General features: G+C 49.4%; 19 protein-coding genes, 1 tRNA gene and 2 pseudogenes. 1 reads left to right on the top strand and 21 read right to left on the bottom strand.

Going from position 1 to position 23,452, the window contains the following annotated elements; genetic code table 11:
- The first annotated feature begins 10 nt into the window (after positions 1-10).
- A tRNA-Leu gene (locus SFSGTM_RS03705) sits at positions 11-95 on the top strand.
- Between the two features lie 688 nt (positions 96-783).
- Here SFSGTM_RS03705 and SFSGTM_RS03710 read toward each other — a convergent pair.
- The 21 genes and pseudogenes from SFSGTM_RS03710 to SFSGTM_RS03810 all read right to left on the bottom strand — a co-directional run.
- A pseudogene (locus SFSGTM_RS03710) lies at positions 784-1,080 on the bottom strand (contractile injection system protein, VgrG/Pvc8 family); the annotation flags it as partial.
- Between the two features lie 535 nt (positions 1,081-1,615).
- Complete coding sequence (locus tag SFSGTM_RS03715) at positions 1,616-2,581, bottom strand: T6SS immunity protein Tli4 family protein (protein WP_162083988.1); 966 nt, start codon at positions 2,579-2,581, stop codon at positions 1,616-1,618.
- 143 nt (positions 2,582-2,724) lie between these two features.
- A complete protein-coding gene (locus SFSGTM_RS03720) occupies positions 2,725-3,441 on the bottom strand; it encodes a phospholipase D-like domain-containing protein (RefSeq protein ID WP_269780094.1) in 717 nt (238 codons plus the stop codon).
- Positions 3,442-3,453: 12 nt separating this feature from the next.
- A complete protein-coding gene (locus SFSGTM_RS03725) occupies positions 3,454-3,681 on the bottom strand; it encodes a phospholipase D-like domain-containing protein (protein WP_162083990.1) in 228 nt (75 codons plus the stop codon).
- A gap of 5 nt (positions 3,682-3,686) precedes the next feature.
- Positions 3,687-4,799 carry a T6SS immunity protein Tli4 family protein gene (locus tag SFSGTM_RS03730; RefSeq protein ID WP_162083991.1) on the bottom strand — a complete coding sequence of 371 codons (1,113 nt, stop codon included), beginning with the start codon at positions 4,797-4,799 and terminating at the stop codon, positions 3,687-3,689.
- Positions 4,800-4,801: 2 nt separating this feature from the next.
- Complete coding sequence (locus SFSGTM_RS03735) at positions 4,802-7,258, bottom strand: phospholipase D-like domain-containing protein (protein WP_162083992.1); 2,457 nt, start codon at positions 7,256-7,258, stop codon at positions 4,802-4,804.
- 2 nt (positions 7,259-7,260) lie between these two features.
- Positions 7,261-9,369 (bottom strand): type VI secretion system Vgr family protein, encoded by a 2,109-nt coding sequence (locus SFSGTM_RS03740; RefSeq protein ID WP_162083993.1) that lies wholly within the window; start codon positions 9,367-9,369, stop codon positions 7,261-7,263.
- Positions 9,370-9,409: 40 nt separating this feature from the next.
- The gene (locus tag SFSGTM_RS03745; RefSeq protein WP_162083994.1) at positions 9,410-10,357 is read right to left on the bottom strand and encodes a hypothetical protein; all 948 of its coding nucleotides are present in this window, start codon (positions 10,355-10,357) and stop codon (positions 9,410-9,412) included.
- 6 nt (positions 10,358-10,363) lie between these two features.
- Positions 10,364-12,022 carry a T6SS phospholipase effector Tle1-like catalytic domain-containing protein gene (locus SFSGTM_RS03750; RefSeq protein ID WP_198420613.1) on the bottom strand — a complete coding sequence of 553 codons (1,659 nt, stop codon included), beginning with the start codon at positions 12,020-12,022 and terminating at the stop codon, positions 10,364-10,366.
- Between the two features lie 2 nt (positions 12,023-12,024).
- Positions 12,025-12,534, bottom strand: coding sequence for a DUF3304 domain-containing protein (locus SFSGTM_RS03755; protein WP_162083995.1), 510 nt, complete (start codon positions 12,532-12,534; stop codon positions 12,025-12,027).
- Positions 12,531-12,716 (bottom strand): hypothetical protein, encoded by a 186-nt coding sequence (locus tag SFSGTM_RS03760; protein WP_162083996.1) that lies wholly within the window; start codon positions 12,714-12,716, stop codon positions 12,531-12,533. The genes SFSGTM_RS03755 and SFSGTM_RS03760 overlap by 4 nt, the downstream gene beginning before the upstream one ends.
- Before the next feature lie 2 nt (positions 12,717-12,718).
- Positions 12,719-13,048, bottom strand: a complete 330-nt coding sequence (locus SFSGTM_RS03765; protein ID WP_162083997.1) for a DUF3304 domain-containing protein — start codon at positions 13,046-13,048, stop codon at positions 12,719-12,721.
- 142 nt (positions 13,049-13,190) lie between these two features.
- Positions 13,191-14,371: pseudogene (locus tag SFSGTM_RS03770) on the bottom strand (IS3 family transposase); the annotation flags it as partial.
- Between the two features lies 1 nt (position 14,372).
- The gene (locus SFSGTM_RS03775; protein ID WP_162083998.1) at positions 14,373-14,609 is read right to left on the bottom strand and encodes a putative periplasmic lipoprotein; all 237 of its coding nucleotides are present in this window, start codon (positions 14,607-14,609) and stop codon (positions 14,373-14,375) included.
- Positions 14,599-15,465 carry a DUF4123 domain-containing protein gene (locus SFSGTM_RS03780; protein ID WP_162083999.1) on the bottom strand — a complete coding sequence of 289 codons (867 nt, stop codon included), beginning with the start codon at positions 15,463-15,465 and terminating at the stop codon, positions 14,599-14,601. Before SFSGTM_RS03780 ends, SFSGTM_RS03775 begins: the two co-directional genes overlap by 11 nt.
- Positions 15,466-15,476: 11 nt before the next feature.
- Positions 15,477-16,949, bottom strand: coding sequence for a type VI secretion system Vgr family protein (locus SFSGTM_RS03785; RefSeq protein WP_162084000.1), 1,473 nt, complete (start codon positions 16,947-16,949; stop codon positions 15,477-15,479).
- An 84-nt stretch (positions 16,950-17,033) separates the two neighbouring features.
- Positions 17,034-18,098, bottom strand: coding sequence for a T6SS immunity protein Tli4 family protein (locus tag SFSGTM_RS03790; RefSeq protein WP_162084001.1), 1,065 nt, complete (start codon positions 18,096-18,098; stop codon positions 17,034-17,036).
- Position 18,099: 1 nt separating this feature from the next.
- Positions 18,100-19,758 carry an esterase/lipase family protein gene (locus SFSGTM_RS03795; protein WP_162084002.1) on the bottom strand — a complete coding sequence of 553 codons (1,659 nt, stop codon included), beginning with the start codon at positions 19,756-19,758 and terminating at the stop codon, positions 18,100-18,102.
- Positions 19,759-19,761: 3 nt separating this feature from the next.
- Positions 19,762-21,513 carry a type VI secretion system Vgr family protein gene (locus SFSGTM_RS03800; protein WP_162084003.1) on the bottom strand — a complete coding sequence of 584 codons (1,752 nt, stop codon included), beginning with the start codon at positions 21,511-21,513 and terminating at the stop codon, positions 19,762-19,764.
- 192 nt (positions 21,514-21,705) lie between these two features.
- Positions 21,706-22,050 carry a hypothetical protein gene (locus SFSGTM_RS03805; protein ID WP_162084004.1) on the bottom strand — a complete coding sequence of 115 codons (345 nt, stop codon included), beginning with the start codon at positions 22,048-22,050 and terminating at the stop codon, positions 21,706-21,708.
- Positions 22,051-22,072: 22 nt separating this feature from the next.
- Positions 22,073-23,452, bottom strand: a complete 1,380-nt coding sequence (locus SFSGTM_RS03810) for a T6SS phospholipase effector Tle1-like catalytic domain-containing protein (RefSeq protein ID WP_162084005.1) — start codon at positions 23,450-23,452, stop codon at positions 22,073-22,075.

The following is a 23,452-nucleotide window of genomic DNA, read 5'->3' on the forward strand; positions in this document are numbered from 1 at the left end:
CCGACTCTTAGCCCAGATGGCGGAATTGGTAGACGCGCACGGTTCAGGTCCGTGTGCCGTAAGGTGTGGAGGTTCGAGTCCTCTTCTGGGCACCAAATTTTATTTCATAGATAAAATAAATTGACGCGGTGAGTTTTTATTCATGCGTCATTCTAACAGTATTTAATGTTAAAAAAATAAAAACCCCATTTGTGTGTTTTACACAGATGGGGTTTTTTATTGCCGGTCTGTATGGCTATTCAGCACTCAACGTTTTGGTGGATTCGTAAATGTACTTGATAAACGGATTTGTCAAAAACATATGGTAATTTGTATATTAATCACCTATAAATAACAATGTGAAGGTGTTTAAAAAATAAATGGAGTTGATTCGGTTGGTGGTACAGTGTCATATGTATTACCTAATACGGTTGTGATTATGCGAGATGGTTTCTGCCGTTGATGAGTCTGGATCGTGCGTGAGTCATGGACAGCATATATTGAGCACATTTGTCCTTTTTTAGAAAATGTAAGTCCGAAAATCGTGGTGGCTAATTATGTTTGTTAGTGGGCATATCACTGTTAATAGTGAAGGATCATTTGTAGATGTCAATGGTGTCATTCCTGACTATGACAAATTGCCAATCTATGAAGTTGAATTCATTCCAATTGAGCGCAGGATGATAGAACGATGTAGTCCGTTGCAAAGACTAAATAACCGAGCTCAATTTGGTGACCGCAGGTTCTCCCCTGGACGTCGTACCGTAGATACAGAGATGATATTTCAGATTTTCGTTTAAGTTATTAGTAAACTACGCAGTAAGTTGTATCCTGCGTACTGACCGCAAACAACACCAGCGTATGTCCATCAGGTGCATCCACGTCATCCTGATCTACTCGCCAGCTCAAGCCATCTTCAGCCAGCAACCGACCCACAAAATCCAGATCCGATTCACGATACTGCACGCAGTAGCTACGCACTGGCAGAGCAGACAACACTGACAGCGCATCATTGCTCCAGTGCCAGTAGGCGCGCGGGGCATAATCGGCAAAAACGCTATCGACGATAGCCTGCACCGACTGCTCCTGCCAGACTCGGCTATGGGTGACATGGCGCGTAGGTCATCCAGCCAGGGGGATAAACGCAACTGGTAGCGGGTTACGCCACCGTCGCTGCCTAGTTGCTGGATGTCGGTGATCAGCTGAGGCCGAGCGTCGTTTTAATGGTTGTCCCAATTGCTATTGTCTAATGGATGCTCAATACTACATCCGTGAACCTTGCGCGTTAAACTGGCTGCCGCCCAAGCAAATAGCCAAAAAACTAATAGTCAAAAAATACTCAGAAATTGCCAGCCGAATATAGTGAGTTCGAAATGAGACCAGCCATTACCATAAATTAGTCCAGGGATGCCTGCATCTGTGAAGACAAGACCCGAAAAAAGCAGCAGAATACTGTATCCATCCAATAGTGATGTAGGCTCCCCGGGAAGTGCACTATGTCGTCCAATAAAAAATAATATGGCTGTTAAATACACTAGGAATAAGGCAAGAAATTTAATTGTTTGTAGTTTTAGCATTGTCTGGGTACGCTGTAGGTTTTTTGTGTCTGTTGGTACTATTGCGGCTGTCTAATGATTCACTCAGGATGCCGTTTAATCGAAGCCATCATTTGCTCGGCGATATCTTTGATCTGTTCCTTGCTGACGGGTTGTATACCTTGGGCGATGGCGCGGCTGGCGGTACGGATGACATAAATCATTTGGCCTGGGGTGTTGGTCTTGGGGTCGCCGTTAACGATGGCGGCGTAGCCGTAATCGGTACTGCCGTCAGCGGGTGCGCCAAGTGAGATAGCGACATCCCCGTGGTAAGTACTACGGTCATAGCGCGTCAGCGTTACGAACAGCCCCGTGCCTTTATGATTATCTATGGTGATGTTGCGAAAACCTCGACTATCCATTGTGGCGGTTTTAGCATATCTGTTGTACATCATAGTCCAGAACCACTTGAGGTCATCTTCTGCCGTATCGTCTGCTTTGCCTATGTAATCAGAACTATCCTTAAAAAACACCTCCACATCAGGATGATCAATTAGCCTCATGGTCACAGCGACATTGCGCGGGGCTTTGCCATCGTCGGCAATGAAACCATAGGGGAAACACACCCCAGGCTGATTGGGGATTTCGTAGAGGGCGCGGGGGTGGAAATGGTTTAAGAATGATTTGGCGTATTGTAAACCAGATTGATTTTCTATCCAGCCAGATTGTTGATAAATCCTACTGTTACGATCCATATATATCCCTGCGCCTAACTTTGCGATCCAAACATAGGTATTTGGGAGTCCTGAATCATATATTTGGATAGCATCAGCTTCTGATCTGTTTCCTTGTTCAATCAATTCCTGTTTTCGATGATTGCGTTGTTGGCTAATAGTTTCTTTTAAATTTTCAAATATTTTAATATTCTGCTGAGCTGTTACATAAACGCCGCCATATTCCGTTAGAATGCCTGAAAATGCTGCAATCACCCTATCATTAAATCTATATTCATTCACAACATCATTTGGTTTAAACAGCTTTTCTGGGATTGTTAACGCCACCTCCACCTCCCCTGGCACCTCTACCTGATACCGCCCCACGCACTCAGTCTTCCAATCATTGGTAATGGCGGTTTGAGGTTGTACAGCGGGTTCAGCATGGCAAGCAGCTGAAAATATTGACAATATTAGCAATGACAGTAAACGGTTTGTCATGCTTTTTCCTCCGCGGTTGGAGTAAGCTTTATATCCTCTTGCGCCATTTCAGATGCGGTTTGCAACGGGTTGGCTGTTGGTTCCACTTTGGCAACAAGCGCGGTAGGATAGCCCAGATTATTGTTCTCGCCTTTGGTCCATTCTATGGGGAGCAGGGTGATAAAACCCTTGACCTCATTGAGCTTGGCTGCGGCGGTGGCATTAAATTGGCTGCTAATCCAGAAACTTGCTTCAAATGGCATAGCGGCTACTTGCTTATTGATTTTTGGATCACGATTCCAGCGTGGCCAAATAGAAGATGAGCTAGGTTCGGAGCCATCTACTGGGTAATATGGACATTTATTCCTCGGAATGAAATCAAACGCAGCCTCATACAGCGCTGTATTTTGCTTGGCACGTTTCTGTATCGCCTCCCAGCTAGCCTTGGCCCCTGGGCTCTCCACGGCGTCCTTGAGCTCGGTTGCTGCACGAACCCCACCTGCGGTTATTCCGAACAGCTTATTCCACACCGCCATGCGCAACTGTCTTGCATGGCCTCGGGTAGGCCGCAACTTGTTGTCACCACACAAATTCACGCTATCCACCTCACTGTCCATCACCAGCACCGCCAGCTCGCTGTCACGCGTGCCTAGCAGGCTGCGGTCGTTGATATTGGCGCTGCCGACGATAGCAAAGCGGTCATCCACAATCAGCATTTTGCTATGTACATAGATTTGTTTGGTGACTTAACGATCACCCAGTTTTTCATGATTACGCAGGTTGAGTAGTGTGACGTATTGTTCGCAATCCTGCACGCTGGTTGCGGTCAGGTATTCGCTGTTGTCGTCTTTATACGCACGCTTCCAGTTGGTGTCACCCTGATCAAACAGGCGCTTCGCCAGTATAGAACGGCGGATGCGGTTTAACAGGCTCTGGCTCCCAAAGCTGATGGTCTGCATGGTCCAGTCGCTCATTCAGCCTATTTGGGCGTCATTGGCTTAATCGATGCCATGATGGTTTCGGCCATGGCTTTTAATTCTGTTTCAGTTACTGGCTTACCGATAGCCCGGTCTGCGGTGCGGATGACGTAAACAGTAATGGTTGGTTTGGCTGGGTTGCCTTCTTCGCCTTCGGCTGATGCATACAGGCCAAAATCCTCTCTGCTGTTATAAATCCTATGACCATACGCATTAGGTGGCAAAGTATCTGCTTTGGTATAGTTCTGATAGTTTGCGAAAATGCCAGCACCTTCTCTGCCATCCAGCATGATGGATTGAGTGGAAGATGTTTTTATTTTCTTATACATGCCTGTGTAATTACGGCGACCCCAGAACTCCTCAAGTCGCTGATACAGGAAGTTATGCATTAACTTTGGGTTATTCCCATCTCCATTGTGATCAGCAATCTGAAAGCTAACCATAATCTCCACATCAGGATGTGCCAGCAGGCGCATGGTGACAGCAAGGCTATAATCTTCCTTACCATCATCAGGAATAAATTGATACGGCACACAGAGCCCTGGTTGGTTCGGCAATTCATATAATGCTCGGAACCGAAAAGAATCTCGCTTCTCCTTCACTAAAAAAATAGCTTTATTTTCATCATTTTTCACTGAGTTTGATTTATCAAAATTACTACCCAAGCTAAAGAATCGACCATTACGGTACACATATAACATAAACAATCCCGGCTCTACCCAAGCGAGATCAAGGTCGTGTTTATTATCATTAACTGATAGCCAATGTGAATTTAACCCTTCAACAAATCTCGGATTTCCAGTTTGTCCATCTCTAAGCAGTTTAAATTTTCGTATAAATGAATTAGCACTATCTTTATCCATATTTTCAAAAACAGAGTACCCGCTAGAGTATGACGCATTCGTTCCATCATTAAATTGATAGTCATTTTGTGTACTATTAAGGATATTTTTCGTCGATAGTGTTGCCACCTCCACCTCCCCCGGCAAGCTGACCTGATACCGACCCACACACTCAGTCTTCCAATCAGCAGGCGGTGGCTTTGGGGTGTCAGCTTGACAGCCGCTTACTGTTATCAGGCTGGCAAGGAGTAAAAGTCGTAATCGTGTTTTCATGTTTAGCCCTCCGCAGTCGTTGATGTTACTGCAGGTGGTGGGGGTGAGTCGTTCTCTGCCATCTGCTTGTCTGAGGTTGTTTCTAACGTGCCTATCAGCGCATGACTGTAACCAAAGTCATTATTCTCACCCATCGTCCATTCAATGGGCAACAGCGTGATATATCCCTTCACTTTTGCCAGTTCCGTTTCTGCCTGCGCTGTATGTTGCGGCTGTGCCCAGAAGTCGTTTTCAAAGGGCATGGGGCCAGAGAAAGTCCAATGTGATTTTGGATCATTTTTGTTTTGTGGGGCATGCCAGCGCGGCCAAATTGATGCTGATGGAATTTGATTGGTATTAGGATCCTTTATACCTTTCGCATCCTTATTCCTCGGAATAAAATCAAACGCAGCCTCATAAGCTGTCGTATTGGTTGCAGCACGGTCGCGTATTACTTCCCAGCTTGCTTTGGCACCGGGTTTGTTTATCGCATCCTTGAGCTCCTCTGCGGCGCTGCCCATGATCTTTTGCCAGATTGCCATGCGCAGGTTGCGGGCAAAGCCTCTGGTGGGAACCGGGATATCGGTGCCGCATACATCCACGTTTTCAACAGCATGATCCATCACCAACACAGCCAGCTCGCTGTCGCGCGTGCCTAGCAGGCTGCGGTCGTTGATGTTGGCACTGCCGATGATGGCAAAGCGGTCATCGGCTATCAGGCATTTGCTGTGGATGTAGATTTGCTCGGTGACATAGCGATCGCCTATTTTCTCATGATTACGCAGGTTGAGTAGTGTGACGTATTGTTCGCAATCCTGCACGCTGGTTGCGGTCAGGTATTCGCTGTTGTCGTCTTTATACGCACGCTTCCAGTTGGTGTCACCCTGATCAAACAGGCGCTTCGCCAGTATAGAGCGGCGGATGCGGTTTAACAGGCTCTGGCTCCCAAAGCTGATGGTCTGCATGGTCCAGTGGATGATGTTCATGATAGTTGGGTCGTTGAGCATGCCCTCGGGGTGAACCGGTATGGTGATGTAGGCATGGAACGGATCTCCCGCTTTAATCGCGTTGTCAATACGATCACTCAATGCCTGGACGATCACATTGGCGGGTGGATTGGTGGCCGTTGTGCCATCCGATATCAACTTGGTAAGGTATGCGTAGGTTGTATTGTCCAGGTCATTCTTTTTCGTATTCACATGTTGCGCAGGCCCAGATAATGGCTGACCCTCGGGGATGCTTGCACGTTTGAATCCTGAAATAAAATACTGGTTTTCAATATAAACAAAATGCTGGGATGCGATGATCAACCGCGCCATGGCGTGATGAATATCATTTTGCGCAGTCGTGGGTGTAAAAAACAGGTTGGCATTATTGGGATGATTCTCCCGGCTTTCAGTGCCTTTGGGCAATGCACGCCATTCTGCTCTGCGCAGGTTGAGCGGCGCACTACGCAGCACCTGTATTTCACAAGTGCCTGGCTTGCTGGCGATGCTGCTCGCCAAGGGTGCCTGCGCGAGCAGGGTGCACTGACCATATAGCCCCTTGACGACAGGTTTTTTGTTATAACTGCTGCATTGCGCATTCCAGCGCCACACGAAATTACGGGTCAGGTCGGCAACAGCTGGACCTTCTATCTGGCAATGTACGTCTTGCCATGGCATACGGGGCTGGCGGGCTGGGTCTAGTGTCTGCTGGATGGGGGTAAGCCGTGATCCAATGGTCTCACGGCCTATTGTGTCAGCGACATAAGGCGTTTGCCAACCACCCGAGAATATCTTGTCTATGCAATGTTTCGCCGTTTCGCCCGAAGACAAGTCTTGCGGATCGATTAATCCGCTTACGCTCCCCAGCCAGGGTATGCATGGGTTATATCGATTTAATGCCTGACGGTGATCACTGTCGCATTTGAGGGTGTATTTTTCGTCATCATAGCGGCCATAGGCCAGATCCATGCCGCCGACAAATGCTGTTTTACGATCAATAACCACCAGTTTCTGATGGTGCGCAAAAAAACTGCTAGATTCATCAGGCATAGCCTTGGCATTTAGCATTTGCACCATGCGCTTCTGTAATTTTGTGTTGATTAGCAGCATGACCTGAATTGTTTGCTCGTCAAAGGTTTGTAGCGGTGCACTGTCATCCCACGGCATAATATGTATCATCACACCACGTTCGGCAGCGGCATATAGAATATCAAATAATCGCTGATTTTCCCCGACCAGGACATCCCAGTTAACCTGCCAACCTAATATTAATATCTCACTGGCTGCTGCTTTAATCGCCTGTACCAGTGCCGCTGCATATTGTTTACCCGTTGTGAACGGTGTGGCTTTATTACCCATGGACGATGCGCTGAATACTTGATCATCCTTGTCTTGCCAGATATTGGCAGTGCACGCCGTATGCGTTCCAACCCCATCTTTATCAGCGATACTATGAGCGGTAATTTTCGGTTTCGTATCGGGTAGTGTATACATGATTAAGCTTTCAACGAATTTAACATGTCAGCTCCCAGTTTTTCTTGGGTGTGAGTTGTACTGCCATCATCCAGCATCGGTTTCGTGCCTGCATGTTCCAGGTTATCAAAATACCCCATTGCATCTTGCGCATGGTAGCGTTGATGCTGGTCTGTCCAGTCTGGATTATGCGCGGTGATGTTGAGCAAGCGGGCATGTGCGCCATACACTAGCCAGACTTGGCTAGGATGTAGTTTATACGCGTCAAACACGGTCGCATTCTGACTATCATCAAGAAGGACTTTACCTTCGGCATCACTTGTACCTGTTATAAGCGGTGTTTTTTGCATTAAGGCGTGATCAGCGTCTTTTGCCACTACCATACGCCAAGGGGTAAGCGGAATACGGGCTCCGAATGGGCCAGCCGCATCTGACAAATACAGGTTGAGTTTGGTAGGAACCAAATCGAGTGTGGAACTAGGCATCATCGGCAACGCATAATTCAAACTAGCCCCCCCCGTAAAACTCTTCTGTCCAGCCTGCACCAGTATCTTCCCCGGGCACTGCACCGTAATATTCCCCCCAGCAATCGTGATAGCCGCACCGCCTGCGGTACGCAGCGTAATGTCGGTCGCCGCAGCGAAATCTATACTCGCCTGCGCACTCTTCAACTCCAGATTGTTTTTGGCTTTTAAACTGATGATGTCGTTATGCGCCTGTATCGTCATATCGCCTTGTGCCGCAATCAACTGCATCCCCGCAATTGTGTTCTGCTTCAACCCTCCAGCCGTCAAGCCTATCGCCTGCCCACTATGAACACGGAACACCCCACCCGTGGTGAACTGACTATCTGCCGCATTCAGCACATTCAACGTCTCCCCCACATTCAACTGCACATCCTGCCTCGCCGTCATACTCAAATCGTTCTTCGCAATTACACTGATCACCGGATCCGTGTGGTGGGGCAGGTGCTGGTCGGTTGGCTGAGTGTTCTGTGCTGCCGCATCCCCATAAGCCGCATCCATCTCACTACTATCCACCATCCCCTGCATCACCTTGCCCAACGCAGGTATCGGTGCAGCTGACTCATTCAATGCACTCGCATCCGCCTTATAACTGCCCTTAAGTGCCGCAATAGATACACTCAAATGACTTTCCGCCAACTGACTCAGACTCGCCCCGAGACGATTAGCCGTATTCAACAACCCATACCCCGCAGGCACATCCCCAGCTGTTTGGCGTTGACTCGCGCTATGGCTCACCCCATAACTCGACACCAGCCAGCCCGACCCTGCACGCAACGCCCCCCAGGCATCCGTACGCAACTCAATACCATTGCCACGGAAACTGCCCCGATAGTTATCTGCCGTATGCACCAGATGCCCCAGATTCAACTCTGTTCCTGATTGCGTCGTCTTTAACTGTATCCGACCCGCACCATCACTGTCATCAAACACCAGCTGGTTATAACCATCCCCACCATAAGCCTGACTGCGAATACCCCACTGTGCGGCAGCATTATTATGCGCATCCGCACCCACCCCCGCACCATGCCACACCGGCGCATAGCCTGCGGTTAAATTGCCCTGAGCCGACACACTGTGATCAGTTGCCTGACTTAACGCACTCGTATCCGCATCCACCAACGATCCCGCAGGCGTTGCCGGCACACCCGCCTCACCCTGCCCAAAGTACAGCGCACCCACTATCACCGGGCGATTGATATCCCCCTCCATGAACTGCACCTGTACTTCTTGCCCGATACGCGGCAAAAACTGACTACCCATCCCCCCACCAGCTGAACGCTGCGCCACCCGTACCCAGCAACTGGCACGACTGCTGGCACTGTCCAGCGCATCCTGCCACTGGAAGCGGATACGCACCCGCCCCAGCGCATCACAACAAATCTCATCATTGCCCAACAGGGCAGGGGCGCTGCCAGATGCATCGCTGCCAGCAGCCGTATTATTCCCAGCATCATCAGCCCCATCAAACCCCACCACCCGCGCAGTCTGACTGCCCATGCCAGTTGGCAACATATGTAAATGCCGTGACTGCCAGGGTCGCCATGGACGAGTAACAGGCAACGCAGTAAACGCATTGCCATAACCCAGACGCTGGGCAGTCGCCACTAAGTCAGTCCGTGTATGACGGGAGAGAGGGGCAGACAGCTTATTTTGGTTTGCAATCTTTAACCGGCATGGCAAACCCCAAGGTATTTACTTGTTCAACCACGGCATTGCGCAGCGGTACTGATATTTGGTGCTTATCGCAGGGGCGATACAGAAATACCCGGTCAGCACTATATTCAATCAAATAGCCACGAGCGAGTTCTTTATTATTTTGCATTACAAGTAGGCAGCGTGCTTGTCGATCAGCATCCTGACTGTTCTTAACAAGGGGGAGTTTCAAGCAAGCAGAAGATGACAGTACTTCCTTTTCCGCCTGCTCTTTTCCTGAGGCAAAACCCCACATGGGAATGTAGGCAATACTTAATATTAAAAAAGCCACACCCAGATAAAATGTCAACCATGTTCCTGCGATTGATATTAGAAATAATGGAAATCCTAACCAGCCAGCGTAACCCCATCCACGGGCTGGGGCGTTGTGCCAATATTGTTGCCAATGTGTCGTAAATATATTGCGAGTGCCCTGAATTAATTGTATTGGCGCTTGTACATAACGTTTCTTTTTGTTGGTATAAAGCCATGCTCCAATAGCTGAAATCAACGGCAAAGACCACAATATCCAGAACATAGTTATCCAGGAGGATGCTAACCACTTCCAAAAGTTATCAACTGTAAATATTTTATTAAAATTAATTAGAACATAAGATAACGGACGCCAGCTTCGCATTAAAAAATCTAGCGGCGTGGATTGTAAATCCTCTGGATGAAGTCCAAACTGATCCAAAAATGTGAGTTCATGTCCATAGCCTAATAACGTTAAAAATAAAGTTGGGATTGTTAGAATCGTAAGCCATTTGGCAATTTTCTCAATTACCCCTGATTTCTCTATGGCTTTTGATATTTGCTCCTGTTCATTGTGGCGATATCGGCTTTGAGGTCGGAGTTGAGAATGGCGACGCAGCCGCAAGTTAGATACTCGTGAAATCTTCATGATTGCTTAATCATTCCCAAAAAACACATGGCGAAATTTCATGATACCCATGCTATTGAACGCTTCTTCGTTCATTATCCCTCTGTCCCAAACGGTCGCCATGCCGATAAATCCTGCCATGGAGTCATGTATATAGTCTTCACAAAGCTGTTCAATCGCAGGGGTAAGCTTTTTGATATTGATGGCGGCAGCGATTTTGTAGAGTTGCTGGGTTTTAAGGTCTTGTTCGTCGAATGCGATACCAGTGGCTTTAGCCATTGCAATAGCACGCGCTTTCGCCTGAGCGGCGGCTATAGCCGGATCAAAATCGGGTGAATTAGGGTCGCCAACCGCCAGCTCGCCGAGTCGGAAATGAATGGTGTTTTGGGTGGTCTGCAAATAACCCCGATCTGCTTTATTGGCGCGTTTGTAAAACATGCGCTCTGGTAGCGCATTGCGATATTTGAAACGGTAGCTGAGATACAGCGCCATATGCTGTTCCAGCATATGCTCTACCGCAGCTGAGCTGATTTTTGCGTCTTTGGCGTAGGTGTTGAAGGCGGCAATAGTAGCCTGTGTAGGCGTCAGGTCATCTTTGAAATTCTGAGCTAAATCTCTCCATGCCTTCAATGGCACCCCTGATTTCATAGCTTCATGGTACATGGTCATGCCAGGGATGATGCTCAAGTTATCATCAAGCGCAGGAATCAGCCCGAGTTCCGTGGGGGCGTAGCCGCCACCCAGATCGGAGTGCGAGCCAGGGTACACCACCTCTTTGGTATTGGCAGGGTATTGCTGTTTTATCCGCGTTGAATCCAGCGGAAAGGTTGCCCGCACTTCATGCCCCGCGACAAAATGCACGCAGCGTTCAATGGCAGGGTGGATTTGCAGGCTATTATCAGCCCATTGCTGATGCCCTGTTACCGAGTTGCCGCCCCATAAATTGGCAGCGCCTACTGATGCCACAGTATCGAATATTCCCAAAAAAGTAATGCATAGCGGAATGCCTGCAAATGTCCAGCCGCCATTTTCCTGTTTGCATACCGACATTAACCAATTGCAAAATACCCGCGCTTCGGCAGCCCCACGCGAGAAGCCGAAAACCGACAGATTGATTTGCTCAACGTGCGGTTTTTTGCCTGCCAGTGCGGCTTTGAGCTGATCCTGCCAGTGGTGTAAAACCTTGCGGTTTTCAGCATCGGCTGTCCACGCTTGCATATTGCTAATATCACCAGCCTGATTGTCAGGGATTAATGGCGCAGTTGTTACATAGCGATAAGGGGCATTCACTACTTGCAACAAACCCCAGATAATGCGGGCAGCACCGCCCGCCGCAGCGGCGGAGCCCATCGCGCTGGTGCTTTTTTCGCCTATCTCAGGGAAAGCCGTGCCGACACCGGGAATGTAATTGGCAATGTAACCCCTATCAGGTGCATCTGGATAAGCGTGAAAAAGCTTGACGATATTGCTGTGCTTACGTTTTTCTGGTGGCAAATCATCATAATCCGCTGTTTTATTATTACCTGTACCATCAAAAAACATGCCGACATGTACCTGACCCGAGCACTTGGGCTGGGTGTCTGTAGCCATGGTGCTGTTCATGGCCTGTGCGCGCTGCATGGTTTCCTTAGCAGATAATTTACGATAGCCGTCAGCTGGAAAAGGTTGTGGGGTTAATGCTGCCATGATTATTTTCCTTTGCAGTAATTATTAATGCCCCGCCAACAATGGTTGGGGTCTGGAACTGGATAGGGATAATTGGGAGAGCCTGGCCCCCATTTGGTTACCAACACCTTTACGTCATCATGCGGGAAGAAGTTAATCGCAACCGTATCTGCTTCCTTGTATTCGGGTATATCAACGGTTTTTTGTTTCCATGGGCCTTGGACGAGGACATTTTTGCCATTGCGGATGACCAGTTTGCCTTGGCTGTCTTTTAGCCACGTACCATCTATCTGCCATTTAATCGTGGCTTTTAGACCTGGGTGCCAGTGTTCGGGAATCACTACGCAACACATGCCACCTGCACCACCTGAGTGAGGGTCGACGCCGAGTATGCCGCCTTCGCCGTTGATGATGATGGAAACGATAGGCTCGTCGATATAACTGATTGCGCCATAGGAAACGGTCGCGGTGGGTTCTTCGAAGCAGCCTGCTAACGGCAGGCATAAGGCGATGATGAGGAGCAGGGTTTTCATAAAAATCCTGACGTGGTTAGATAAACGTGACGCAGGTTAATAACATGTACCTGACCCGAGCACTTGGGCTGGGTGTCTGTAGCCATGGTGCTGTTCATGGCCAGCGCACGTTGCATAGTTTCCTTGGCAGACAATCGACGATAGCCGTCAGCTGGAAAAGGTTGCGGAGTCAATGCTGTCATAATTATTTTCCTTTACACATGTTTTCAATACCATCCCAACAACGGTTGGGGTCTGGGTCTGGATAAGGGTAGCCAGGGTAGCCTGCACTTGAGTTCGTCACTAACACCTTCACCTCATCATGCGGGAAAAAATTAATCGCAACTGTACCTACTTCCTTGTATTCGGGTATATCGACGGTTTTTTGTTTCCATGGACCTTGGACGAGGACATTTTTGCCGTTGCGGATGACCAGCTTGCCTTGGCTGTCTTTTAGCCACGTACCATCCATTTGCCATTTAATCGTGGCTTTAAGGCCAGGATGCCAGTGCTCGGGAATCACTACGCAGCACATGCCGCCTTAAAGTGGACCCCTCCGTCAAGACAATAATACGTCGAGTTTAAGAGGGTAACCTTTCATATGCAGCTGCACGGCGCTGCCCCGGTTTTGTTTCTGGTTTTCGATCTTTTTCTAACAACGCTTTTCCTGACGTAGTGAACTTGTCCACGATGCTGGCACCACCGCCACTGGCTGTTCGATAAACCTCGTCTGGTGTTTTATAACCCAGTGACTGATGGATACGTTCAGCGTTATAAAACACAAAGTATTCCGTCAATCCTAGCAGCAGTGCTGGTAATGTAGCATAGCCTTTCAAATATACGTCTTCGTGCTTGACGCTACGCCAGAGCCGTTCCACAAAGATGTTATCCAATGCCCGTCCGCGACCATCCATGCTAATCGTAATGCCGTTTTCCTTGAGTGCACCCGTAAACGCGTCACTGGTGAACTGACTGCCCTGATCAGTGTTAAATAACTCAGGTATGCCGTGCGACTGTAGTGCCTGTTCCAGACAGTCCACACAGAAGCCACTGTCCATCGTATTCGATAATCGCCATGCCAGCACTTTGCGCGAGTACCAATCTATCACTGCCACCAAATACACGAATCCTCGTGGCAGGCGCAGGTAAGTGATATCCGTACTCCACACCTGATTGGGACGGGTCACTGCGACACCTCTGAGCAGGTAAGGATAAATCTTATGCTGCGGGTGCGCACGACTGGTGTTCGGTCCTGGCGCCATGCCAGCTAACCCCAGTGTGCGCATTAATCGTTGCACTCGTTTGCGATTGATGTGGTGTCCTATGCTACTCAGGTAATGCCTAATCTTGCGGCTGCCATAAAATGGATGCCGTGTGTATTCTGTGTCTATCAACGTCAGCAATGCCAATTCTTGTTCGTCAGTGGCTTTGATCAATCTGGGCGCATAAACGCTGGATCGCGCCACACCCGCCAATGCACACTGCTGACTGAGTGCTAAAGATGTGCATTGGCTAATCCACTGCTTGCGCAGTGCTATGGGTTGATCCCGGACTTTTTTTTAAGCCAGTCCAATTCCATTTTGAGTCTGCCAATCTCGGAATACAGTCGCTCTGGACTAGCAGAGAGATCCACTGGCTTCGGGCCGCGTTTGGCATTAAACAAGCCAGCAGCTTGTTCTTGCAACTCTTTCTTCCACAATCCAACCTGGGTCGGATGCACGCCAAATTCCTGACCTATTTCGTTAACCGTCTTGACACCACGAATCGCTTCCACTGCAACCTTGGCTTTAAACTCACCCGAAAAATGCTTACGATTTGTTTCACTCACAACCCGCTCCTTTTTACAGCAGGTTACCATCTTAATTCATTGTCCAGAAATCGGGGTCCACTTTACCTGCACCGCCTGAGTGAGGATAAACACCGAGTATGCCGCCTTCGCCGTTGATGATGATGGAAACGATAGGTTCGTCGATATAACTAATCGCACCATAGGAAACGGTCGCGGTAGGTTCTTCGAAGCAGCCTGCTAACGGCAGGCACAGGGCGAGGATGAGGAACAGGGTTTTCATTTTTTGTATCTGGGTTTTATTCAACATACACCTCCAATTCCGAGATGAGATTGCCTTGCTTCCACTTATGTTGTTGCAATAATTGTTGTAATTTCGGATTGGTCATAGCTTCATTATTTGTGACGCAAGCTAATATGGCGAGGGCGACAATGTCTTGGAATGACTCAACCCTATATTGTTTGGCATAGGCGCATATGTCAGTTATACGTTGGTAAAACTGTGCTCGCTGGGAGTCTGGTGCTAGATCAGGCATTTTCTCATGCAGCGCTGCTATCACCGCATCAGGCTGCCCCAAGTCCAGCATCATTGCAACCGCTTCTGCATCCAGTGTGATTTCATCAGGAATCTCTGCATCTGTTTCGGCTAGCGGGATATTTTCCAAATCGCCGCTACGATTAATGATGTACCAGGCTGCGAACTGATGGGTTAATCCATGCCATGCCGCTGGCGGTAGTGCCACGGCCAGCGCGGGTAACACCCGCGTATCAGCGAGGCGTAATATGAATGATTGCCCGTCGTCTGTTTTAACCTTCTGGTACGGACGCCAGGCCTTGGCAATTTCTGTTGCAGACTGTTCGCTGGCAATCAGACTCAACATGGGGCGTCCCTCGCAGTGTGCAAACAAGCTAATCAGTACTTTGCGTAAACGGTCTGGTTCATCTGTGGGTAGCGGTAGCAGTACTGGGCTAAGCTTGGCGAATTGCTGCATCAGGTCATTGTCATACAAATACACCGATTCGCTATGCCAGCGCAAAGGCGCTGCCTGATAATCAAATGCCTGATCGACGACGGCTATCCAATTCAGCGCAGGGCGTTCTGTAATAATGGGTAGTGCATGATCAAGTAATTCCAATGTGCCCAAATAGTCGTTAGCGAAATACATCAACACTCCTGTTAGACACTGGCTAATGCCGAGCCTGAATTAAGCGCCTTGAGCAAGCAAGGTATGCAAATAGTAGAAGTGGCAAACTGCGGCAACGCATACCCCAAACTAGTCCCACCCGTAAAGCTCTTCACCCCCGCCTGCACCAGAATCTTCCCCGGGCACTGCACCGTAATATTCCCCCCAGCAATCGTGATAGCCGCACCGCCTGCGGTACGCAGCGTAATGTCGGTCGCCGCAGCGAAATCTATACTCGCCTGCGCACTCTTCAACTCCAGATTGTTTTTGGCTTTTAAACTGATGATGTCGTTATGCGCCTGTATCGTCATATCGCCTTGTGCCGCAATCAACTGCATCCCCGCAATTGTGTTCTGCTTCAACCCTCCAGCCGTCAAGCCTATCGCCTGCCCACTATGAACACGGAACACCCCACCCGTGGTGAACTGACTATCTGCCGCATTCAGCACATTCAACGTCTCCCCCACATTCAACTGCACATCCTGCCTCGCCGTCATACTCAAATCGTTCTTCGCAATTACACTGATCACCGGATCCGTGTGGTGGGGCAGGTGCTGGTCGGTTGGCTGAGTGTTCTGTGCTGCCGCATCCCCATAAGCCGCATCCATCTCACTACTATCCACCATCCCCTGCATCACCTTGCCCAACGCAGGTATCGGTGCAGCTGACTCATTCAATGCACTCGCATCCGCCTTATAACTGCCCTTAAGTGCCGCAATAGATACACTCAAATGACTTTCCGCCAACTGACTCAGACTCGCCCCGAGACGATTAGCCGTATTCAACAACCCATACCCCGCAGGCACATCCCCAGCTGTTTGGCGTTGACTCGCGCTATGGCTCACCCCATAACTCGACACCAGCCAGCCCGACCCTGCACGCAACGCCCCCCAGGCATCGGTACGCAGCTCTATGCCGTTGCCACGGAAACTGCCCCGATAGTTATCTGCCGTATGCAGCAGATGCCCCAGATTCAACTCTGACCCTGATTGCGTCGTCTTCAACTGTATCCGACCCGCACCATCACTGTCATCAAACACCAGCTGGTTATAACCCGACCCACTGTATTCCTGACTACGGATACCAAACTGCGCAGCAGCGTTATTATGCGCATCCGCACCCACCCCCGCACCATGCCAGACAGGCGCATAGCCTGCGGTTAAATTGCCCTGAGCTGACACACTGTGATCAGATGCCTGACTTAACGCACTGGTATCCGCATCCACCAATGATCCCGCAGGGGTAGCGGGCACACCTGCCTCACCCTGACCAAAGTACAGCGCACCGACGATCACCGGGCGATTGATGTCGCCCTCCATGAACTGGACTTGTACTTCTTGCCCGATACGCGGCAGGAACTGACTGCCCATGCCGCCACCAGCCGAACGCTGCGCCACCCGTACCCAGCAACTGGCACGGCTGCCAGTCTGGTCTAGCGCATCCTGCCACTGGAACCGTATACGCACCCGTCCCAGCGCATCACAACAAATCTCATCATTGCCTAGCAGGGCAGGGCGGGGGCGTTTGTGTTGAGGGTGCTGAGCCTGATTCTAAATCGCGCCGGGTCTAAGCTTGATACCATCAAGTAGCGCATCCCACAATGCCAGAAACTCTTCCTTGGTCAGATTTTTGTTGTATGGTTTATGGGTATTGTCATCATGTGTTTGGTCGTTTAATGAGACAGTTATGATAGGTTTGTCCAATGTATTAGGTGCTGGATAAAATTCAGCGTCTGCACTTAATCTGGTTTCGCCATCTTTACTGAAGACGATGACCATCTCCTCACCTTTTTGACCGTTAAGAGTGCGTTTTCCCTTACGCAGGAAGGTGCTTGATGCACTAACTTCTTTCCCCATCCAATCACCCAAACCAAACGAATGATCGATACGTTGTATCATCGTTGGCCCATCATGTGGCTGACCAGATGTCCTAGTGGAAAATGAGAAAGTCACCCCTGGATACTGGTCGATACGACCCGATACGGCGACTTCTTCAGGTCTAACCGTACTGCCCATCATCATCCCTTTTTCTATACATAAGCCAGCGGGGAGATTGTTGATTTCTGTAGTCGGTATGGGAGCGAAGCTTTTCACTACATTGGTTATGCGTGCAACTCCTGTTTCTAGGTACTTATCTGTAGTACTCGTATGAAACTTAATTTCTAACGCAGGTTGCCAAAAAAATGCATCAAGATTATATAGAATGCCGCCAGATGCATATCTCGTACCAGAATCGTTATAGGAAGTAAGCAAATTACTGTCCTGTGTCAATTGGGTTTTATCCTTAAATGAATAGCCATCCGTCACGCTTGGTGAAGTCTTTAACGCCGCTATCTGTTGATCAGTTTTGGTATCGAAAGCCCGTTTATTAGTGCTAGGCGGTGTAATTATCTCGATTTTCGTGCGATCAACATTTTGATCCCACCCCTTGATTCTTGCCACGGTTGGGATTGCTATTACAAATCGGCCTACACAAACGGGTTGCATGTTTTTAGTCAGTTCAGTCATTTTGTTTTCACCTGCATGAGTTGGAGTGCTGTTGAGGGTGCAGCTGCTTAGGGCAACGGCAAAGAGGATGCCGATAAAGTGCCATCTGCTATGTTTGGGTTTATTCATCTTAAATATCTTTGGCAATACGGACTATGCTGTAGGTAGTCACGTCCTTAACATGTTGATTTTGATAACTGCCCTGATGGTCGTAACCCCTCATTTTGGCGGCGAATTTTGCCTTGGATGCTGAGGCTGCTCCTGAAACCTCGGGTACGGTGCCATCACCAGGCTTGTCGGGTGGTCTCATCTCAAAGTCCATTTCAACCCCGTCTGACGTAATGCTGATCTTGCCCAGCGCATTGCTACTGGCAGGTGGGGCAGTGAGCACATTGGTGGAGAAATGGGCTCTCTCTGCGGCATAACCACTCAATTTCCAGGTAAAGGTCGTCCAGGCTGAGTGTTTGTCATCTGCGCCATAGTGGGCGTGAGTGACGGGATGGTAATAATCACTGAGCTTGTCATGGAATTTTTCGACAGAGATTAGCCGCGTTATATATTTTTTCCATATATCATCCAAATCTTCTGGTGCACTTGGCGTGTTACTTGGGCTAATCCACTCAGGTGTCATCAATCGCCACCATTTATCCTTTTCCGCATAGATTTCCGCATAAGGATTGGCTACTGGCAATTGCATTTCAATTTTAGTATCAGATTGCACTTGCAGCCAGCCTGATGGGTATAATTTGGTAGGTAATAATTCCAGACCACCTGGCGCATTAGCAAGACATGCGGTGACTTCCCTGCCTGACCAGCCTAATGCACGGGCAATGATCGCATTCTTGAGACTAAAACCAGCTTCAAAACCTGAGTGCATGCGCTTGTAGGCGGCGGCTGCGCCGATCGCTGGTTGTTCACCATGTACTACACCTGCAATATAGGCCTCAGCGTTGCCCATATCGGCATGGCAAGCGGCACGTGCCGCCAGTCCGCCCATGGAGTGCGTGACTATGATGGCTTTTTCACAAGGAAAGCCGAGGTCGCGATAATGACTGATGATTTTCTGGACTCTTTGCGCGAGGTCCTTGCCTGCTTCCTCATTTGAGCGCAGCCAGTTGTAGCCTGCTGCATGCACAGGAAACCAGTATTCGTCGCCTACTTTTTCTTTCAAATCGGATTCGCTCAGTGCTTCGAATCCCGTCATTTCACCCCATGGGTGCGGGTTGTTACCCTCACCACTGGCTGCCGATTTGATTTCTAGTATGCTGTCCTGCCAGTAGCTGGATACTTTGTGCTCATCATCATAAATACTGTTGAGATTGAGTTCCAGACTGTACAGTATTTCACCATAACTGCTGAGCATCACCGTACCCCAGCCACGCCGGGCATATTCTTTTTTCCAGTTTTCACGGGTCTTTTTATCCACGGCTTTGAAGATGGGTAGCTTGCTGTCAGGTATGTTGGCACGCTCGTCTAGCTCGGTGTTTTCTGGATCAAGAATCAAGCGGCGCATCGCTGGATCGAGTTTCGCGAACACCTTAGCCGTGTACCACGCATCATCGGGTCGCCATGATATATCTGCACCACCATTGAAACCTTTGACTGGTTGCTTCAGTTTAAGATTTGAACCCATAATGCCAGGCACAAAGACCACTGGTAATACTTTCTCAGGTGGGACAATGCATGCTGCGCGTGTGGTATTTTCTGTAGGTGACAGGTGGGACATGCCCAGAGGAAAACCTTTGTCATCGTAAAGCATGGTCACTGCACGTAGTTTTTCTTGGCTCATGATTTAAGCATTCTTTGGTAAAATTTTAATAGCAAGCTGCTCAATTACCAGCCCTTTTTGTAGCCCCGTTTTCCCTTGGGCATCACTAACCCCCTTTATTTTTGTGCCATCTGCACGTGTAATCTCAAATTTACGGTTGGCGGCTAATTTACCGCTGGGTAGTTTCAGTACAAACTCTTCATCGCATTTCACGCTAGGCCAGGTATTCATTTCACGACTCAAACTCGTCCCGCCCGTAAAGCCCTTCTGCCCAGCCTGCACCAATATCTTCCCCGGGCACTGCACCGTAATATTGCCGCCAGCAATCTTGATCGAAGCACCCCCCGCAGTCCGCAGCGTAATGTTGGTAGCCGCTGCAAAGTCAATACTCGCCTGCGCACTCTTCATATCCAGATTGTTTTTAGCTTTTAAACTAATCATATCGTTATGCGCCTGTATCGTCGTATCGCCTTGTGCCGCAATCAACTGCATTCCTGCCGTTGTGTTCTGCTTCAACCCCCCAGCCGTCAAGCCTATCGCCTGCCCACTGTGAACACGGAACACCCCACCCGTGGTGAACTGACTATCTGCCGCATTCAGCACATTCAACGTCTCACCTGTGTTGAATTGCACATCTTGCCTGGCCGTCATACTCAAATCGTTCTTCGCAATCACACTGATCACTGGATCAGTATGGTGGGGCAAGTGCTGGTCATCTGCCTGCGTGTTCTGCGCTGCCGCATCCCCATAAGCCGCATCCACCTCACTACTATCCACCATCCCCTGCAACACCTTGCCCAAGGCAGGTATGGGCGCCGCCTGCTCATTCAGATAACTGGCGTTGGCTTTGCTACTGCCCTTGAGCGCCGCAATACCCACACTCAAATGACTGTCCGCCAACTGACTCAGAGTTGCCCCGAGCGTATTGGCCGTATTCAACAACCCATAGCCCGCAGGCACATCCCCAGCGGTTTGACGTTGACTCGCACTGTGGCTCACCCCATAACTCGACACCAGCCAGCCCGACCCTGCACGCAACGCCCCCCAGGCATCGGTACGCAGCTCTATGCCATTACCACGGAAACTGCCCCGATAGTTATCTGCCGTATGCAGCAGATGCCCCAGATTCAACTCTGTCCCTGATTGTGTTGTCTTCAACTGTATCCGACCCGCACCATCACTGTCATCAAACACCAGCTGGTTATAACCCGACCCACTGTATTCCTGACTACGGATACCAAACTGCGCAGCAGCGTTGTTATGCGCATCCGCACCCACCCCCGCACCATGCCAGGCAGGCGCATAGCCAGCGGTCAAATTACTCTGAGCCGACACACTGTGATCGGTTGCCTGACTTAACGCACTGGTATCCGCATCCACCAACGATCCCGCAGGGGTTGCCGGTACACCGGCCTCACCCTGACCAAAGTACAGCGCACCCACTATCACCGGGCGATTGATGTCGCCCTCCATGAACTGCACCTGGACTTCTTGCCCGATACGCGGCAGGAACTGACTGCCCATGCCGCCCCCTGCACTGCGCTGGGCGACGCGTACCCAGCAACTGGCACGGCTGCCAGTCTGGTCCAGTGCATCTTGCCACTGGAACCGTATCCGCACCCGCCCCAACGCATCACAACAAATCTCATCGTTGCCCAACAGGGCAGGGGTGCTGCCAGATGCATCACTGCCAGCAGCCGTATTATTCCCAGCATCATCAGCCCCATCAAACCCCACCACCCGTGCAGTCTGACTGCCCATGCCTGTTGGCAACATATGCAAATGCCGTGACTGCCAGGGTCGCCATGGGCGGTTGGCAGGTAATGCGATAAACGCATTGGCATAACCCAGACGCTGGGCAGTGTCACTGCCTAGTTGCTGGATGTCTATGATGTGGCCGTTGAGGTGAGTGCGGCTGGCGTTGGCTAGGTTGATGTGCAGGGTGGCTGCGCGGATTTTGGGTTTTTATTAGTGCCATTGATTAACAGAGCTGTCGACGTATGAATTAAAAAACATCGTAAGGAAAATAGTATTTGCTAGTAAAAAGCCTAGGCATAAGTCTGTAATGAGTTTTTTGAGAAATATCTTTTCGGGCTCCTTTGTTGGGCGGATAATGAACAAGAGTAATAGAATTATGCCTATCGGCGTAGTGAGGATGGCTACATACATACCCATATACATCGCGCCAACACTGGTAAGACCAAACCAGCCCATGACACCATCACCCAATAATAGAGAAGGCACCAAGCCTAAGAAAAAAAGCGCGGCACCGAGTATTTTTCCACCTGTTGATTGTTGATTTTGTGTAGTCATAAAAATTTGGCTCTATGTGATGTTATGAAGGTTGTTTAATGGTTCGTACATGGTAGTAATCGGCTACGGTTATATCCGTCTGAAGCGTTCCGCCAGTTGCTGAAAAGCCCTCAAATGAATCATGTATGTAATTGGAAAACAAGTCTGCCACTGGTGGGCTAACGGAAATGCTGCTCGTAGTGCTTGATCCGCGCCCAGCTGGGGTGCGTGCTAAGTTTTCTAAAAGCACGTGCATGGTTTTAAAACATTCGACATTATCTCCAGTTGCTGTTTTCTGCTTTTGATTGAGATCGGCAATGGCATGGCCTGAATCTATCCACGCCCAATAAGCCTTCATGTGCGCCGTAAAATGCTGGGGGACAGACCCGGCAGGTTTGACTTCGGCCATGTAGCTGCTCAAGGCAGCGGCGGCTTCAGCGGGGACGTCGAAACTTTGTTTATATTTGGTGCTCCATTGTTGATGCGCTTTCATTTCACCGACAGACAGCATTTTCAGTCCTGCCCCTCTGGCTTCATCCAGCATTTGCAGCAAGGCTATTCGCGCCAGTTTATTTTGTCGTCCCTGTTCGGTGGGTGTGTATCCGCCGCCTACATCCGAGTGTGCACCAGGGTAAACCACATGCCTGACATTGCCGTCACCAATAGTAAGCGGGAAGGCATGGCGCAGTTCGTGCGCGGCGACGATGTGAGTGCACTTTTCAACAAACGCGGGGATTTTAGTTTTGATGAGGTCGGTTTCCGTATTCTCGCCAGCATTACCCACGGATTCAACCGTATCGAAAATTCCCAGAAACTTCACGTTCAGCGGAATACCGTCATAACTGAGGCGGCTGCCTTCATTCTTGACCTTGCTATAACTCTTGAGCCAGTGCAGAAAGGCACGCGCTTCGGTCGCGCCGCGACTGAAGCCGAATACAGCCAGATTGATTTCATCAACGCGGCGCGATTTGCGCCAGTCTTCGACCTGATATGCAAATTCATATAAGGCTTTTTCTAATCGTTGCTGTATGCCTAATGCAAACCCTTTACCTGATGCTCTGTCAGAGTCTTCCTTATAGCCCTCTATTGCATAAGTTGGCGTTGTATAAGCGCCGCTCGTATATTTAACTTCTTCATAGCTATCCTTGAATTCAAAGGGTCGGCCAAGTCCTTCGTAATATAACGGTATTACACCATTTTTGGGGTCATTCACATGTGCATCAAACAACGCACCTATGTTTGAATGGTGTGATGGGAAATCCATATCCTTATGATTGCCTGTGCCATCAAAAAACAGGCTAATCCATAGCTTGATATGACAAACTGGACAGGCGGGGTGGGTTGATGTCCCATTGGTTTTGGCAATGGTTCGTTTCACCATGTTTTCTACAGAGTTGGCTTTGGGAGTGATGGCGTCAGTCAT

The organism is Sulfuriferula nivalis (assembly GCF_009937995.1).
In the GTDB taxonomy this organism is placed as follows: domain Bacteria; phylum Pseudomonadota; class Gammaproteobacteria; order Burkholderiales; family Sulfuriferulaceae; genus Sulfuriferula; species Sulfuriferula nivalis.